15 protein-coding genes are annotated in these 17,217 nt (G+C 44.4%); 3 read left to right on the plus strand and 12 right to left on the minus strand.

All coding sequences use genetic code 11. The features are described 5' to 3' along the window. Positions 1-8: 8 nt before the first annotated feature. On the minus strand, positions 9-1,301 hold the full coding sequence (locus FHS24_RS11310; RefSeq protein WP_183621229.1) for an FAD-dependent monooxygenase: 1,293 nt from the start codon (positions 1,299-1,301) through the stop codon (positions 9-11). A 107-nt stretch (positions 1,302-1,408) separates the two neighbouring features. Continuing rightward, positions 1,409-2,656, minus strand: coding sequence for an FAD-dependent monooxygenase (locus FHS24_RS11315; RefSeq protein WP_183621260.1), 1,248 nt, complete (start codon positions 2,654-2,656; stop codon positions 1,409-1,411). A 616-nt stretch (positions 2,657-3,272) separates the two neighbouring features. Here FHS24_RS11315 and FHS24_RS11320 point away from each other — a divergent pair. Both FHS24_RS11320 and ybeY read left to right on the plus strand, forming a co-directional pair. Further along, positions 3,273-4,361: a PhoH family protein gene (locus FHS24_RS11320; protein WP_183621261.1), complete on the plus strand. Its 1,089-nt coding sequence runs from the start codon at positions 3,273-3,275 to the stop codon at positions 4,359-4,361. 116 nt (positions 4,362-4,477) lie between these two features. Further along, the gene (ybeY, locus tag FHS24_RS11325; protein ID WP_183621230.1) at positions 4,478-5,122 is read left to right on the plus strand and encodes an rRNA maturation RNase YbeY; all 645 of its coding nucleotides are present in this window, start codon (positions 4,478-4,480) and stop codon (positions 5,120-5,122) included. 18 nt (positions 5,123-5,140) lie between these two features. Here ybeY and FHS24_RS11330 read toward each other — a convergent pair whose 3' ends face one another. Together FHS24_RS11330 and FHS24_RS12585 are read right to left on the minus strand one after the other, a co-directional pair. Further along, the gene (locus FHS24_RS11330) at positions 5,141-6,016 is read right to left on the minus strand and encodes a mechanosensitive ion channel family protein (protein ID WP_183621231.1); all 876 of its coding nucleotides are present in this window, start codon (positions 6,014-6,016) and stop codon (positions 5,141-5,143) included. A gap of 128 nt (positions 6,017-6,144) precedes the next feature. Beyond that, positions 6,145-7,032 carry an energy transducer TonB gene (locus tag FHS24_RS12585; protein ID WP_183621232.1) on the minus strand — a complete coding sequence of 296 codons (888 nt, stop codon included), beginning with the start codon at positions 7,030-7,032 and terminating at the stop codon, positions 6,145-6,147. A gap of 453 nt (positions 7,033-7,485) precedes the next feature. Between FHS24_RS12585 and FHS24_RS11340 the strand changes: the two genes are divergently transcribed. Then, a complete protein-coding gene (locus FHS24_RS11340; RefSeq protein ID WP_183621262.1) occupies positions 7,486-8,265 on the plus strand; it encodes a hypothetical protein in 780 nt (259 codons plus the stop codon). 133 nt (positions 8,266-8,398) lie between these two features. Here FHS24_RS11340 and FHS24_RS11345 read toward each other — a convergent pair whose 3' ends face one another. The 8 genes from FHS24_RS11345 to nuoH all read right to left on the minus strand — a co-directional run bounded on the left by FHS24_RS11345 (position 8,399) and on the right by nuoH (position 17,182). Then, on the minus strand, positions 8,399-9,244 hold the full coding sequence (locus FHS24_RS11345; RefSeq protein ID WP_183621233.1) for a ferredoxin--NADP reductase: 846 nt from the start codon (positions 9,242-9,244) through the stop codon (positions 8,399-8,401). 203 nt (positions 9,245-9,447) lie between these two features. Further along, a complete protein-coding gene (locus tag FHS24_RS11350) occupies positions 9,448-10,926 on the minus strand; it encodes an NADH-quinone oxidoreductase subunit N (RefSeq protein ID WP_183621234.1) in 1,479 nt (492 codons plus the stop codon). 3 nt (positions 10,927-10,929) lie between these two features. After that, positions 10,930-12,555: an NADH-quinone oxidoreductase subunit M gene (nuoM, locus tag FHS24_RS11355; RefSeq protein WP_183621235.1), complete on the minus strand. Its 1,626-nt coding sequence runs from the start codon at positions 12,553-12,555 to the stop codon at positions 10,930-10,932. Position 12,556: 1 nt separating this feature from the next. Further along, positions 12,557-14,431: an NADH-quinone oxidoreductase subunit L gene (gene nuoL / locus FHS24_RS11360; RefSeq protein ID WP_183621236.1), complete on the minus strand. Its 1,875-nt coding sequence runs from the start codon at positions 14,429-14,431 to the stop codon at positions 12,557-12,559. A gap of 4 nt (positions 14,432-14,435) precedes the next feature. Continuing rightward, on the minus strand, positions 14,436-14,744 hold the full coding sequence (nuoK, locus tag FHS24_RS11365) for an NADH-quinone oxidoreductase subunit NuoK (protein ID WP_045445153.1): 309 nt from the start codon (positions 14,742-14,744) through the stop codon (positions 14,436-14,438). 98 nt (positions 14,745-14,842) lie between these two features. Then, on the minus strand, positions 14,843-15,586 hold the full coding sequence (gene nuoJ, locus FHS24_RS11370; RefSeq protein ID WP_183621237.1) for an NADH-quinone oxidoreductase subunit J: 744 nt from the start codon (positions 15,584-15,586) through the stop codon (positions 14,843-14,845). Next, positions 15,583-16,131, minus strand: coding sequence for an NADH-quinone oxidoreductase subunit NuoI (gene nuoI, locus FHS24_RS11375; protein WP_183621238.1), 549 nt, complete (start codon positions 16,129-16,131; stop codon positions 15,583-15,585). Before nuoI ends, nuoJ begins: the two co-directional genes overlap by 4 nt. Positions 16,132-16,186: 55 nt before the next feature. Beyond that, on the minus strand, positions 16,187-17,182 hold the full coding sequence (gene nuoH / locus FHS24_RS11380; RefSeq protein ID WP_183621263.1) for an NADH-quinone oxidoreductase subunit NuoH: 996 nt from the start codon (positions 17,180-17,182) through the stop codon (positions 16,187-16,189). Between the last annotated feature and the right edge of the window lie 35 nt (positions 17,183-17,217).

Below are 17,217 nucleotides of genomic sequence, written 5' to 3' on the forward strand. Positions count from 1 at the left end.
CTAAAATCCTAAACCCCACTCGCCTGCTTGGCAAACAACCGCATCAAGGGTTTGATTTTGCTGACGCGATACATACCTTCATTGCGAAGTTGTTGAATCGGACGCATCTGAGCCAGCGAGCCGGCAAATAGCCAATTAAGCGCCGAAAAACTGTGCATCATCAGACTATTATGCGGACGACGCAGACGCTCATAGCTACGCAAGGTTTGGTTCGTACCCCACAGTTTGTTGCCACTGCGCGCATAGTCATGGATGAGTTGTTCGCTTAACGCTTTCACATCGAGCATACCCAAATTCAGCCCCTGACCTGCCAACGGATGCACGCCATGTGCGGCGTCCCCAATTAATACTAAATTATCGGCGACGTAGCTTTTTGCTTGCTGCGCTGCTAATGGAAAGCTGGCGATGGATTCAATCTCGCGGATAGCGCCCAGCTCATAATTACTGGCAGCAGCCAATTTATCAGCGATATAGCGAGGCGATTCTTCCAACAATGCCAACGCTTGGTTGCGCGGTAATGTCCATACAATCGACTGCCAGTGTTGCGGATTGGCTTTATCTTCATCCGTGATATCGGCTAACGGCAATAATGCCAATGTACCTGTCGGCAGCATGGCTTGACGGGCGGTTGCTCGATGTGGCTTATCAGTTTGAATGGCGCAGCAAATCGCCGTTTGATTATAATCAAGCACATCCAGCTCAATTGCCGCCTGCTTACGCACAAACGAGCCACGACCGTCAGCACCAACCAATAAACGCGCGTCAATCACAGTGTCATTATCTAAGGTCACACGGTAACCTTGCGCGCTACCAAGCCAATCCATATCGACAACCTTCTGCCCATCGATAACGGTTAGATATTGACTGACATCAGAAGCAGATAAACGCTGCCACAGTGCATATTCGATAACTGCTGGCTCAACCATACTGCCGAGCATTTTTGTCTCAGAGTTTTGATTGCTGTTACTGCTGTCATTACTATTATTAGCATCATCACTATCGCCGAACAGTAACTCGCCTCTACCGTTTAGCTGCCAAACCTGCATCTGTGAATAATCGGCTTTACGCTCTGATGCCGCTATCTTTTGCCAAGCGCCCACATCTTTGAGTAAATTAATACTGGCAAGGCTTAATGCATAAACACGCGCATCCCGCTTGCCAAGCACTTGCCGCCAATCTGATTCATCACGTTGCGGGCGCGCATCAATGATGGTCACTGGCATTTCAGCTTGCGCCAGTTTTAGCGCAAGGGTTGCACCGACGATACCGCCACCGATAATGAGCGTATGGTTATTTTTCATAAAACATCCTTTGTCACGTTATTCATGCTATCCGCTCATATTTATGTGGTTTAGCAGCAGCTGAAATTATAAATTTTATTTGCTTAATAACTTACCAGTATTTTGAACTAAGATTTTAAGCCCATCGCATAGTTGGCAATCAATGGTTTAATGTTTGGCAGTTTATCAAAGGCAACCAAAGCCACGTTACGTGCCAGCTTCACTGCTGGGTTTGGGTGCGTAAAGCCATGCACGACGGCATCACAAAAGCGAATGACGCGTTTTTGGTCGGTTTGACGGGCTTTTTCATAGCGTTTTAGCAAAGTAGGATTACCAATGTCTTCGCCTTTTAGCACTTGCCGACTCATCATTTGCGCCAGTACATGGGCATCGCGCATACATAGGTTAAAACCTTGCCCAGCGACCGGATGCAAGGTGTGAGCTGCATTGCCCATGATGACGCAGCGACCGTCGACTTGCTTATCAGCCAACACTCGCGTTAATGGATAAGCGCCGCGACGACCGGCTTTTTTAAACGTACCAGCGCGCGCGCCAAAGGCTTGCTGCAATGTGGCTAAGAAATGCACATCATCTTCTAGGTATTTATCTTCTTCACCCGTTGGGCACACCCAGACTACCGAACGCCGATAGCCCTCTTGGTACTCATCATTGCCGTCGCCTTCTGGATCGGTCAATGGCAACACCGCAAGCGGCCCTGCCGGACTAAATCGCTCAATGGCGATATGTTCATGTGGCTTGTCTGTCTCTACCACACCGACGATAGCAGCCTGCTGATAATCATAAGTCGTAGTACTGATACCTAATAGCTGACGCACAGTAGAATCACGACCATCACAGGCAACCAAAATGCTGGCCTGCAATTGCTGCTCATGCTCCTCTTCACCGTAATAGCTAAAGCTTAAGGTCACTCCATCGCTTTGTTGGTCAACTGCTATCACATTGGCATTATCAATCAGTGTAATTAATGGTTCTTGCTGGGCCGCGAGCAACAGCTTACGTCCAAGCCACGCATTTTCCATCACTTGACCAAATGACTCAACCTGCTCCTCAGCTTTATTTAATTGCGCACGTCCAAAGCTACCTTGCTCGCTAATCTGTACCGCATCAATACGGCAAGCATGGCTTTGTAGCTCATCCCATAGCCCAATCTCTTGGTAAATCTGTACCGTACGCCGTGATAGCGCGGTATTGCGACTGTCTAAATAATGGCTACGCTTAGCATCATCATTAGGACTAATGGTTGGATAGCTATTTTTTTCCAGCAAGGTACTGGCGATACCATGATGGGCAAGTAACAATGCAAACGACAAACCGACATGCCCGCCGCCCGCAATAAGTACTTGCTGTTCAGTCATAGCAGCTTTATTAACATGGCTAGTTTTAACATGGCTAGTTTTAATATGGCTAGATTTAATATGATTATTTTTTGACAAATTTGCTTCAGTATTTTGCATGGTTATTATTCCTAATCTGACCCTTTTAACACACTACTAGACGTAATGAATATGCACTCAAAAATGTTATTTTTTTAGAAAATTTATCGTTCTCTGACGCTTTTTAACTTGGCTTTTATACCGCCATTATCTAAGCACTAGATTACCACAAATTACACAAACTTCCGTGTCCTTCACTATAGGTATAACGCTGGCTTAACCTTTAAGACCTCTTATGGTCACAAATCAGAATATTGATAGCAGGAGTAGCAAACTCTAGGATTGCAATCGTCATACAAAACAAAGCTATCCACCTCTGTCTATGGCTTGAAATTTAAAAACTATCAACCATAATGGAAGTAAGATATTTACTTGTCATCACCCATATAATCAATAACTATTTTTCCGTCATTTTTACTTTTATTTTCTAAAAGCTATAAAACTTTACTGACTATTTTATCTATTAAGCCCGCTCACCTATTAAAACCTACCAATAGTAGCGGGCACCTAATACAAGGATAATCGCTTGACTGATTCCATGAGCCGCCGTATAAAGTTCGAATCGTTGACCCCAGCACAGCTCAAAACCGTGCTCGGCGAATATAATAACCACATGAAATATATCCAAGAACGCCTCGATATCAAAATCAGCCAACGCCAAGGCGACTTTTGCCTGAGCGGCGATATATTGGGTGTTGAGCGCGGTGAACGCATTATCTACAAGATGGTAGATGAAGCACAAAATACCAAAGATATCAGCGCAGAAGAGCTACACTTAATCATCCAATCGAGTATCTCTCGTGATGAAGATAGAGCAGCCGATGAAGAATTGGCTGACGAGGAAGATGCAGACAACTTGGATGCTGCAAATGACTTTACGCCGATTAGCCTGCGCACCCGCAATGGTAAAATCATTCCGCGTGGTGGCAATCAGCAGCGTTATGTGAGAGATATTTTATCGTCTGATGTGTCGTTTGGTATTGGACCTGCCGGTACTGGCAAAACTTATCTTGCCGTCGCTTGTGCTGTCGATATGCTTGAGCGCAATGAGATTGAGCGTATTTTACTGGTACGTCCTGCGGTAGAAGCTGGCGAGAAGCTGGGCTTTTTACCGGGTGATTTAACTCAAAAAATCGATCCGTATTTGCGTCCTTTATATGACGCACTATATGAGATGCTTGGCTTTGATAAAGTGGGCAAAATGCTTGAAAAGCAAATCATCGAGGTTGCTCCGCTTGCTTATATGCGTGGTCGGACACTTAATAACTCATTTGTCATTTTGGATGAAGCGCAAAATACCACGCCTGAACAAATGAAAATGTTTTTGACGCGCTTAGGGTTTGGTTCACGTGCAGTGATTACCGGTGACATTACGCAGGTCGACTTACCGCGCGGCAGTAAATCTGGTCTGGCGCAAGCGATGGAAATATTAAGCGGTATTGAAGAAATTCATATCACTAAGTTTGATTCAAAAGACGTCGTGCGCCATCAATTGGTACAAAAAATCGTCGAAGCTTATGATGTCTTTGATGAAGAGCAACTCGCTTTGCAAGAAAAACGTAAATTTGAGCGCATGAAAGAGCAAGAGCGTAAACAGGCAATAAACGATGCAGCAGCTAAGCTGTAAGCTATCTAAATATAGATATATTAGAAAACTTGAGAAAATATGGCAAGAAAACCGGATTTGATATCCGGTTTTTTACTGTTAAATACTTTTAGATTGACATAAAAAAGGATAATGGAATGAGCCAAGCCGAACAGAATGATACTGACAATAATCTTGATGATAATGTTAATAGCAGTTTGAATAACACGTTTAATGACAGTTTTAATAGCAACGACAGCTTAGCTGCACTTGATATCAGCGCCGCCGATAGTATCCATGACGATATACTTGAGAGCTTTTATAATCGCGAAAACTTATTAAAGGTCATGATGGCGACTTTGGATAATATAGATGAGCGTATTAAAAATGGTCTGACGCTGCCTTATTATGCCGATATCGATACTGAAGTATGGCAAGAAAAATCGAAAGCGCTAGATATCTATATTACGGATGCAGTGGAAGGTCAAGAGCTTAATTTAGACGCGCGCGGCAAAGATTATGCCACCAATATCCTATCCTACCCAAGCGACTTGCCAGCGGCAATCATTGGCTTGATGCCAACGCTACCGCTAGGTGAGCTGGTGATTTGCCATGGCGTGGTGGTACGTGAAGCTGCTGAGCAAGACAAGACTGTGGCACAGCACATTAGCCATTTATTAATACACGGTCTGCTGCACCTGCTTGGTTTTGACCATGAGCTCGGACAAGCCGAGCAAGATGAGATGGAAAGCTTTGAGATTGATATTTTGGCAGGATTAGCGCTGCCAAATCCTTATCTCTAGCTTGTCTTTAGCCCTTTTTTAACTCTTTTTTAACATGGTTTTTTGTGCTTGATCCATTTGATTAATCATCTGATCTAAGCCTTTGACATGTACACTGCGCTGCGGGAATGGAATGTCAATTTCATTGTCATCAAGGGCGTTTTTGAATTGTTCTAATAAATCGCATTGCATCGACCACCAGTCATCGTTGGTGGTCCAAACATTTAAAGTTAAATCGACTGAATTGTCACCCAAGTTGGTCACGCGTACCACGGGTGCAGGATCACTAAACGCCATTGGATTATTTTTTGCCAAACTTAGCATAATATCTTTGGCGGTTTTGATATCGGCATCATAACCAATACCGACCGTGATATCGACGCGGCGGTTGGGTAACGCCGTATAGTTAATCACCGCTGAGGTAGTAATATCGCCATTTGGAATAATGATATCATGATTATTAATGGTCGTTAAATGGGTATTGACCAAGGTGATTTCGGTCACGGTACCGGTATAACTACTAATCTGCACATAGTCACCGCGGACAAACGGGCGAAAAGTGACAATCATAATACCAGCGGCAAAATTCGATAGCTGGTCTTTGAGTGACAAACCAATTGCTACCGCCGCACCGCCCAAGATTGCGACGACTGACGTGGTCTGTACGCCAACTTTACTCAGCGCTGCTAAAATAACGACAACCAATAATAAACCATATAATAATCGGCTTAAAAAGTTAGCCGCCGTTGTCTCTAAACGACTACGTAACATAATGCGATTGCTAATGGTCACGACTTTTTTTGCCAACCAACGCCCGACGATAAATATCAATAAGGCAAAAGCAATTTTAAGCGCAATGCTCAAAGCACTCTCTGTTAAGCTCGCTATATCAAGGGTAAAACCTAAAAATTCCATACTGACTCTTTACTCTATTACTGATTTTTAAAAATGTGTTTTTATAAATACTTTGTCATAAACATGATGTTTATGGCTGTTTAACGCTAAATTAAAGCCCGATAAAATCTTTCAGACTCTCAATGAGCTTAATAAGTGATGTCCACTTTATCACTATAGCGATAAGTACGTATGAGACGCAACTCAACAATATCATTCATATCTTCGGTAAATTTACCAAAGGGCGCCGCTTGTCTAACCGACTGTTTGGCAGCCTCATCTAATATCGTCGAATTTGAACTCTCAAGCAAACGAATGGCTTTAATATTACCATCATTACCAATGACGACCATCAAACGCACCTCACCCGTAATACCTTGGGCTCGTGCTTGGGTAGGATATTGCAAGTTACCGACGCGCTCGACGTGCTCACGAAAGGTATTGATATAATCCGCTGCCGCACCGCGTGTTGTCGAATTGCTATCGACAGTCACGACTTTCGACTTGGTTGCATACAGCTGTTGACGCTGAGACAGTTGCGCCTCTAAAGTAGCGATTTGCTTACGCAGGCGCTCTTCTTGCGCCATTATATCATCTTGCTCTTGCTTACTATCGTTATCAGATTCGACGCTTGCTTCACGCCAACTTAGCGTCGTACGCAGATAGCTTTCTTGATAGCGCTGCTGACGGACTTGGCGCTGCAAGCTAATCACATCTTGCGTTTCGCTCATTTGCTCAGCTGACAACGGACTACTTTGGTCGGTCTCTTGGCGCAACTGTTCCTGCACAGTGCCGCCGCCTTCTTGTGAGGCATTGGCGACAAACTGTGCATCTTCATTTGGTTGCATATTATCAGTCAGCGCCTTAGCAACGTCTTGCATCATGCCAGCAGGGTCTTGCCCCATTGAGAAGCTAATCCCAAAAATAATGAGCGCATGGACACTGACGGCAATTACAATCGCCATCGGCAAGCTGATATCACGCTTAGGTGCTTGCGCTGAAAAATGGTAGCTTTGCGAGTCTTTAATGGAGGCCACAGTTGTTCTCAACTAATGAATATAAGGGCTATCGGCAAGAAGCATGATAATATAAGCACCTGTCGACCAATGCCGGCGCTATCATAACATGACAAAGAATTGTGTCGCTAGCACAACCGTATACTGCAGCTCTTAACTTGCTGCTTGCTTATCTATCAGCTGATATTTATGTTAACGGTTTTATATTAACTACTGCATATTAAGTGCGACGTACTCTATAACTACATCACATCAGCTAGAGTAAATAGTAGGCCTGCTCAATCAGACAAAACCTAGACGTTCATTTTGCACGCTACCTTTTTGATATATACTGTTTTATAAGTGAACTATTAGCAAATACGCATTTTACGCCTGCATAATATGAAATATAAACGCAGGCGCATTTATTACCCCAACGCTTACGTGACGACCCCCATCATTATAAGGATAATAAGTTTGAGTAACTTTGATAATATGGACAATATGAATGATTCAGACAGTTTTGATGAATTCTTTGAAAATATTGGCTACCGTTTTGACGAGTCATTTAGTGATGGCTGGGAGCGTCTTACCCAAGCGATTAAAAACATTTATAACAGAACCACAGATAAGCTTGAGGATGAGATATCCTTGCCAGTTGCCCAAACCTACGTCAACGATGCACTGCAAAAGTTCGTCACGGACAATGTCAAAGCCATTTTAGAGCTGCGCGTTGAGATACATGATGACTGGTTTCGCCTGTATTGTACTGTCGATGCTGGCGGTATCTATGCGGAGGTTGCAAGTAACTTTAATTTGGTTCATGTACAGCTTGATCGCAATGTGCAGCGTTTTGTGTTTGGTCAGCAAACTTATACCGACGTCCTTAATCTACGCTGCGAATCCTTTATCAAACGCCAAGGTATCAAGCTTTTTATCTGGTTTTATCATAGCGTGCTGAAAAAAGACCCGTTGGGCTTTATTTTGTCTTATATTAATATTGCCCGCGCCAAAGAAGAAATCATCTACCTTGATATCAATCGCTGGCTGAAAAAGAATAAAAAAATCATCGGCACCTTACATAAAGTACAGGTCAATTACGGTGAGCTTGAAGAAGAGCAACTGGTGCTCAAAACCCAAATCAATTATCGCGACCTACTAGCCAGTAGTGCTAACGAAGCTATCATTACTGATAAAGATGAGCCGCAGCTGATGCAAGGCCCTATCAACCCGATTGCAGATGCTACTGAGCCAAATTTACAACCCTCTTTATAAGCAGACCGAAAGCCGCCTAAATACTCTTTTAACGCTTACCATAAAAAAGCGCTGACCCTTAAAGACAATAATCTTTAAGGGTCAGCGCTTTTTTAATTAAGGCTGTCTACATCAATTTAAAGTAATCAGACCATTACCAGTAGTTTTCTACTGCGATATTGCCTTCGCCGCGGCGATTCATCACCAGTCCTAAGCTCTTTAACATCTCTTTAGTATCTTCTACCATATCTGGGTTACCACATAGCATAACGTGCGTGCTATCGATATCCAAGGCAATACCGGCGCGCTCTTGTAGCGTCCCGTCTAATAATAGCTTCGGCAGACGTTCAGTCAATGTGCCCTCGACAGCTTCACGGGTGACAATAGGTATAAAAATTAACTTGGCTGGATTATCAACCAATGAGCCAAAGTCTTCTTGCAAGCTTTCAATCTTGTCAATATATGCCAATTCTTCTGTCGAACGCGCGCTATAAGCAAGAATGATATGCTCGTAATCTTCCCAAGTTTTTAAATCTTGCAGCATCGATAAAAATGGTGCTAAACCCGTACCTGTCGCCAATAACCATAAGTCCTTTGGTAATGGTTTTTGATAACGCGCCAAAGTTAAAAAGCCAAATGGCATAGTATTCAGTAGTAGCTCATCACCCACTTCTAGGTGTTGCAGCTGTGAGGTAAATGCGCCATCAGGGATGACAATAGAGAAGAATTCTAATACCTCATCAAAGGGTGACGATACAATCGAATAGGCGCGGAAGATATCCTCATCCAGTGTTTCGTTCAGGTCTTCATCGTCATCATCAGTATCAGCTACTGCACTCAACTGCTTATAATATTTTAATTGACTGGGATTAACGCCCAAACGCACAAATTGCCCAGCGGTAAATTTAAAACTATCCGGACGACTGACGGTAAAGCTAAATAGGTTGGGCGTCCACGTGGTTTTACTGAGCACCGTTACTTTTTGAATATTGTCACTCATAATAATGAATCACCCTCTTTTTTTATTAATAATTATGGATACTCTATTGTAGATGGTAGTTTTTATGAACTTTTAAAGGCTACAAACTAAAAGGTGCACCAAGCTTATCATAAAGCTGGCGCACCTTAGTTTTCTAACAGTAACAACTGATAAGTGGCGGCGGCATCAAACCCTAATGCAGCCGCTGTCCTTATTTTTTATGCTTACCATATACGAGCTAAACTTGCCCACTCAATCATACTGTTCGGTAACACACCGAAGAAGACGATGATAGCAGTGACAGCGATGACCATAATACCACCGGTACGTAGACCCCACTGCTTAGACACGTCAAACTCAATAAATTGTTTTGGACGTTTAAATAGCGTGAGCATAACGCGCAAGTAGTAAAATAGACCAATGGCACTACCCAAGATAATCATCGCAGCCAAGAACCAGTTGGTACCTTGTACGGCGGCAAGAATCGCAAATAGTTTGGTGATAAAGCCTGCCGTCAATGGAATACCTGCTAGTGACAACATCATAATCGTCATCACAGCAGTCAGTACTGGGCGGCGCCAGAATAGCCCTTGGTAATGGGTCAGCTCATCGGCTTCACCAGCCAAACGATAAGGGCTCGACATCAAGGTTACGACACCAAAGGCACCGATAGAAGTAAAGGCATAAATCGCCATATACATGCTCGAGATGCTATCAGCAGCAGAGCCGATGCTAACAATCACGATTAATACATAACCCATATGGGCAATAGACGAATAACCAAGTAGACGTTTAAGGCTAGTCTGACGGACCGCTAGTAAGTTACCCACCAAAATCGACAAGGTTGCCATGACCATAAGCAGCATCTGTACTGATGGCAGTGCCAATAACGAGGTATCAATTAAGAAACGAACCGCCAGTGCCATCATTGCCACTTTTGATACCGAAGCTAAGTAAGTAGCGATAGGTGCTGGTGCGCCCTCATAAACATCTGGCGTCCACATATGAAACGGTGCTGCAGACAATTTAAAGGCAATACCAAACATCATCATTGCAGCCCCTAAAATCAACAGCGGCGATTCAAATAAATCAACCAACGTCATACTGATAGGTTTAAAGGCGAGTGAACCTACTTCTGCATAAATAAACGCCATACCCATTAGTAGTGTTGCTGATGCCGTAGCTGATAGCACCAAGTACTTCAGCCCCGACTCAAGCGAGCGTTTACGCATATAAGTATATGCCAGCATGCCGTATAGCGGTATTGATAGCATCTCAAGGCTCATAAAGAATGAGGCTAAATGCTGAGCACTGACCATGAGCAAGGCGCCAACGGTCGATAGCAGCATCAGTAAATATAGCTCTTCTTTATGATCTTTTAAATCAGCTAAATAAGCATAAGACAGCGTAAAGCAGGCCAATGCACAGATAAAGATGACCACCATATTAAACTGAGCAAAGTTATCAATAACAAATAACTGCTCAGCCGCTGGCACAAGGGTTCCACTATCGACTATACCTGCCATTTGCCCAAGCAAAATAAACAGCCCGATATTGAGACCGACAACCGAAATCGTACCTGTCACCATATGTGAGCGCTTCATAGTGATGGCAATCATCACCACCAATACCGTAATCACTACCGCAATGATTGGTGCATAAGGCAATAGCCCCATCAAATCATTCATCGTAAAATCGTTCATGACTTAACGTGCCTCCATTGCATCAAGCAGCTGCGAGGCATCTACTTGTGTTACTTGACTATATATATAGGCGTTATTAATCCACTGCATCGCATGACTTGAGGTATCAAGGAACGGTTGTGGATACAGTCCCAGCCATACCAATCCGGCAGCAAGCATCAATAGCAATGACAGCTCACGCTTGCCCAAATCTTTTAATGGACGCTCTGGCAAACCATGTAACTTGGTTTCTTTTAACGCCACTTCTTTAATATTATTGGTACCGAATAACGCCTTGTGAATCAGAATTAGTGAATACAAACCTGCTAATACCAAACTGAATGTCGCTAAGACTACAAAAACAGGATAGTCGGCAAAGGCGCCAAATAAAATCATGAACTCGCCAATGAAGTTACCTGTCCCCGGAATACCCAATAAAGCGGCACAGAAGAACATCAGTATCGGCGCATAATAACGGAACTGACCCCACATACCACCCATCAAGGTCAAATCACGCGTATGTAAGCGCTCATATAACTGCCCTGCCATAATAAACAGGGCTGCCGAGCTTAGACCATGTGCCAACATCTGAATCATCAAGCCTTGCAAGCTGAGTAACGTCCCTGCATAAATTGCCAAGACGACAAAGCCCATGTGCGAGATACTGGTATAAGCCAATAAGCGTTTCATATCGGTTTGCATAAAAGCAAGCCACGCACCATAGAAGATACCAATGGTACCTAAGGTCATAGCAATAGGAGCAAAATCTTGCGACGCAGCTGGAAATAATGGCAAGACGAAACGAATCAAACCATAAGCGGCGGTTTTAATCAAAACCCCTGCCAAATCCACCGAACCCGCCGTTGGTGCTTGCGCATGCGCATCAGGTAACCAGCCGTGGAATGGAATAATCGGCAACTTCACGGCAAAGCCAATAAAGAAGCATAGCATGATCGGATATTCCCAGCCGCCAAGTGACGTACCGAGCAAATCATTATAGTTAAAGCTCACCACCCCTTTTTGGGCGTAGCTGATAATGACCAATATCAAAATACCGACCAGCATGATTAGCCCAGACGCTTGGGTATAAATAAAGAACTTGGTTGCTGCGTATTCTTTGGTTTTGCCAACGACGTCATGACCCCAAATCGCGATCAAAAAGTAGATAGGAACCAGCATCATCTCCCAAAAGAAGAAGAATAAGAACATATCAATGGCTAAGAAAACACCAATGACGCCGCCCAAGCTCCATAGCAAGTTCAGATGGAAGAAGCCAACACGGCGCTGGATCTCATTCCACGAACAAGCAACTGCAGCAACGCCGAGCAGCCCTGTCAAAGCAACCATCATCAGCGATAAACCATCTAACGCCAAATGAAAGCTGATACCAAAGCTAGGTATCCAAGGCACACTAAACTCAGCAACCCAAGGCACATTTGCGTCTGGCGCAATGACTTGCTGACTCATGCCACTATAATCACCGTATTGCCACAGTACCAGTGACAATACAAAGGTCAACGTCATACCGATTAAAGCAATCCAGCGCGGTAGACGTTTATTAAAGCGTTCAACCAGCCAACATAGCAATCCTGCAATAAAAGGAATGGCGATTAATGCTGGTAGCATCCACGTTTGTTGTAACTCAATCATCTTATACCACCGTCATCATTACCAGCACGAGTAATACAGCCATACCCAAGCCAAAGCTTGCAGCATAACCTCGAAGTGACCCTGTTTGCGTCGCAGACAACACCTTATTACCCGCTGATGCTAGCTTAGGTAATAACAGCCACGTTTTATCAATAGGGTCGGCTTTAAATAAGCGGCCGATGAACAAAAAGGGTTTTACAAAAACTATATCGTATAGCGCGTCAAAGCCCATACCGTGATAGCACCAATGATATAACGCCGCACCGATACGTGTGCGCTTAAAGCTGGTCAGCAGTCGACCTTTATTAACGACATATAATAGCGCCGCCAATACCAAGCCTGCCGCCATCGCACCCATGGCGATAAACTCAGCAGTATGCTTACCATGTGCTTGACCAGCAACTTCTAATAAGTGCCCAACGCTCTCTGGCAATACGCCTTGCAATGGTGGCGTAATCAATGCGCCCACTGCTGTTGATAATACGAGCAACACACTAAGTGGCAGCCAATACGACACACCCGATAATTTATGTGCATGGGTTTTTTCTTCACCAAAGAAGATAATCCAAATCATACGGAAGGTATAAATCGCGGTTAAGAAAGCACCGAATACGCCCATATAGAATAAGACCATATGACCGGTCGCATAACTCTCCCACAGAATCGCTTCTTTAGAATAGAAACCAACGGTGACCCAAGGTATCGCTGCAAGCGCACCGCCACCGACGATATAGCACCAAAATACCAAGGGTATCTTTTTGCGTAAACCGCCCATCTTAAAGATGTTTTGCTCATGATGAACCGCAAGAATGACTGCACCTGATGATAAGAATAGCAATGCTTTAAAGAAAGCATGCGTCATCAAGTGGAAGATAGCACCTTGCCATGCGCCAACGCCCAATGCTAAGAACATATAGCCAATTTGGCTCATGGTCGAATAAGCAAGAATACGTTTAATATCGGTTTGTACTAGCGCACAAAATCCAGCAACCACGAGCGTCAATGCACCCACTGCCCCAACCCAGTACAACAATACGCCCGGTGTGAGAAGAAATAATGGATGTAGACGGGCAATCAGATAAACACCCGCAGTAACCATGGTCGCTGCGTGAATCAAAGCAGACACTGGCGTTGGACCTGCCATCGCATCAGCAAGCCACGTATGTAGTGGTAGCTGCGCTGATTTACCCATCGCACCACCGACCAACATCATGGTGGTTAAAATCATCGTTGGGTTGTTAATATCAAAGATTTCCGGCGCACGGGTAATAATCTCTTGAATATTAAGCGTGCCAAATTCGCGGAATAATAAAAACAAACCAAAGGCTAAAAACACATCACCAACGCGGGTGACGGTAAAGGCTTTAATTGCTGCCCGACCATTAGCACGGTCTTGATAATAAAAACCAATTAGCAAGTAAGAACAGATACCGACGCCTTCCCAGCCAAGATAGAGCAAGAACAAGTTATCCGCCAATACCAGTAATAACATGCTGGCGACGAATAAGTTCATATAACTAAAGAAGCGCGCAAAGCCTGTTTCACCTTTCATATACCATGCGGCAAACAGATGAATCAAAAAGCCGATACCGGTAATTACGCCAATCATCGTCAATGCTAAGCCATCAAAGCTTAGACCAAAACTCGGCGCAAAATCGCCGACTTGGAACCAAGTCCATAGTGGAATCTCGATGACCGTACCGGCAGGGTTGCTTGTTAAAAAGGTATAGCTGACCATCAGCGTACAAAGTGCTGATAGCAGCATGCTACCAACACCAACAATCGCTGCTACCTGCTCGCTTAACTTGTCGCGCATAAAGGCTAGAATCAAAAAGCCAACGAGCGGGAATATAAAGGTTAATGGTAATAAATTCATGACATCATCCTTTCATCTCATTCGCGCTGTCGACATCGAGATGCCCACGCTGATGATAAAACCGCAATAATATTGCCAAACCAATAGCCGCCTCTGCTGCTGCTAAAGTCAGAATAAAGATAAACATAATCTGTCCATCTGGATCAACCCAGCGGCTACCTGCGACCACAAATGCCAAAGCCGTCGCATTCATCATGATCTCAAGGCTCATCAGCATAAATAAGAAATTACGCCTTACCATGACACCGCACAGACCAATCGCAAATAAGATACCGGCCAAAATCAATCCATGGCTCATGGGTATCATACCCAGTACATTTTGCGCCTCAGCAACCGGCTGCACTAAGCCTGCTACCTCGTGGGCAAACGGCACATTAGCAATATCTTGTGCCACGCTCGCTGCTAGTACCATCAGTCCGACTCCTTGCGCGTGACTTTATTCACACCTACCTGCGTACCTGCTTTCATGCCAACATAGTCATGCGGGTCAACATCTTTATATTCATATGGTTCAGCCATGTTTACTGCATCAGTATCTATAGGCATGCCGTTATCATCGTAGTGTGTGATACTGGCAACATTTGGATTGGTTGCTTGGCTAGCACCTCGGCTACTGTTACCGACAATCTCATCATCAATAGACTCTTTACCCAAATGATAAGCGGCAACCAAAGCGGCTAATAAGAGCAATGCCGCTACTTCTATCAACATAATATATTTGGTAAACAGCGCAGTACCTACTGCTTTGGCTGAAATCGTCGACCCGCCAATAATTGCCGCTTCATCATGGTTAAGACCAATCATCGCATACAGCACAACCGCGATAATAATCGTTAGTCCCGTCGGTACAGCCCAAGTCTTGGCATCAAGCCAGCGCTCTTCGCGCTCATCATTACTCATGCCGAGATTTAGCATCATAATAACGAAAACGAATAGCACCATAATGGCACCGGCATAAACGACCACTTCAAGCGCACCAGCAAAAGGCGCACCTAATATAAAGAAAATACCTGAGATGGCCAATAACGACACAATCATCGATAAAATAGCATGCACTGGATTGGCGAGGGTCACCACGCGCAAGCTGGCAAATATTGCCACCGCTGCCAGCGCATAAAACCCTGCCAATTCAGGACTATTTAAGATATTCATCATGGTAGCAAGCTCCTTAGATCAATCGGTGCAGCTTCGTTTTGGGCCGCGCCTTTTGGTTTATCTGCTACCGCCATACCCGTCACGCGATAATAGTTATAATCGGGATATTTACCCGGTCCTGAAATCAGCAAATGCTCTTTTTCATAAACCAAGTCTTGACGGACATATTCGCCCATCTCAAAGTCTGGGGTCATCTGAATCGCGGTCGTCGGACACGCCTCTTCACACAAACCACAAAAGATACAGCGTGAAAAGTTGATGCGGAAAAACTCTGGATACCAGCGTCCATCTTCACGTTCTGCTTTTTGCAGTGAGATACAGCCGACCGGACATGCCACAGCACATAGGTTACAAGCGACACAGCGCTCATCACCGTCAGGGTCACGCGACAAGATAATGCGTCCGCGAAAGCGCGGCGGTACAGGTACCGGTTCTTCTGGATACAGAATGGTGTCGCGTGGCCTGATTGCATGACTATTGACCATCCACATACTGCGGACAATGGTAAACATACCAATGACGGTCTTTTTTATAGTAGTAAACATGGGATTATTATCCTTATCAGCTTTACCCTAGTTCATCAGTGATGGCTAGTAATGATTACAACGTTGGGGAAAAAATCAAAATGACTGCAGCAGTAACCAATAGATTAATCAAGGTTACCGGCAGGCAGACTTTCCAGCCAAAGTTCATCACCTGATCATAGCGCGGACGCATGAGTGAGCCTCGAGCCAAAATAAACATGGTCATAAAGAATAGTGTCTTAATCATGAACCAAAAAGCTGGTGGAATAAACGGAATATCTAAATTAAACGGCGCAAGCCAACCGCCGAAGAACAAACAAGTCATCAACGCAGAAATCAGTACGACGTTGACGTATTCACCGATAAAGAACATACCGAACTTCATGCCAGAATATTCGACATGATAACCTTCGGCCAACTCTTGCTCGGCTTCTGGCTGATCAAATGGATGTCTATGGGTAACAGCAACACCAGCAACGACAAAGGTCAAAAAGCCAAAGAACTGCGGAATGATATACCAGCCGTCAATTTGCGATTCAACGATTTCGCGTAGGTTAAATGAGCCTGTTAAGGCAACAACGCCCATCAATGATAAGCCTAAAAAGACTTCATAACTGATGGTTTGCGCTGCAGAACGTAAGCCGCCAAGTAAAGAGAACTTATTGGCAGACGCCCAGCCACCGAACATCACCGCATAGACCGCAATACCTGCCATAGCAAAGAAGAACAAAATACCGATATCCCAATCAGCAACCCCAAGGGATGGCGAGATAGGAATAATGGCAAAAGAGGCCAAAGCAGTAAACATGGCAACCGCTGGCGCCAAGGTAAACATAAACTTATCGGTAAAGTTTGGCGTCCAATCTTCTTTAAAGAAGATTTTGAGCATATCAGCAACCAGCTGTAGCGACCCAAACGGACCAACACGGTTCGGACCGTAACGATCTTGCCAGAGTGCTAGCATGCGGCGCTCATAGACAATCATCATTGCAGCGACAATGACCACCACCAAAAAGATGACCAGCGATTGCACGACCATAAAGAGTATCGACCAGGTATCAAAGGTCATCATACCAGCCAAAAAGCTTGGCACATCAGGGATAATGC

It is taken from the genome of Psychrobacter luti (assembly GCF_014192115.1).
Lineage (GTDB): Bacteria > Pseudomonadota > Gammaproteobacteria > Pseudomonadales > Moraxellaceae > Psychrobacter > Psychrobacter luti.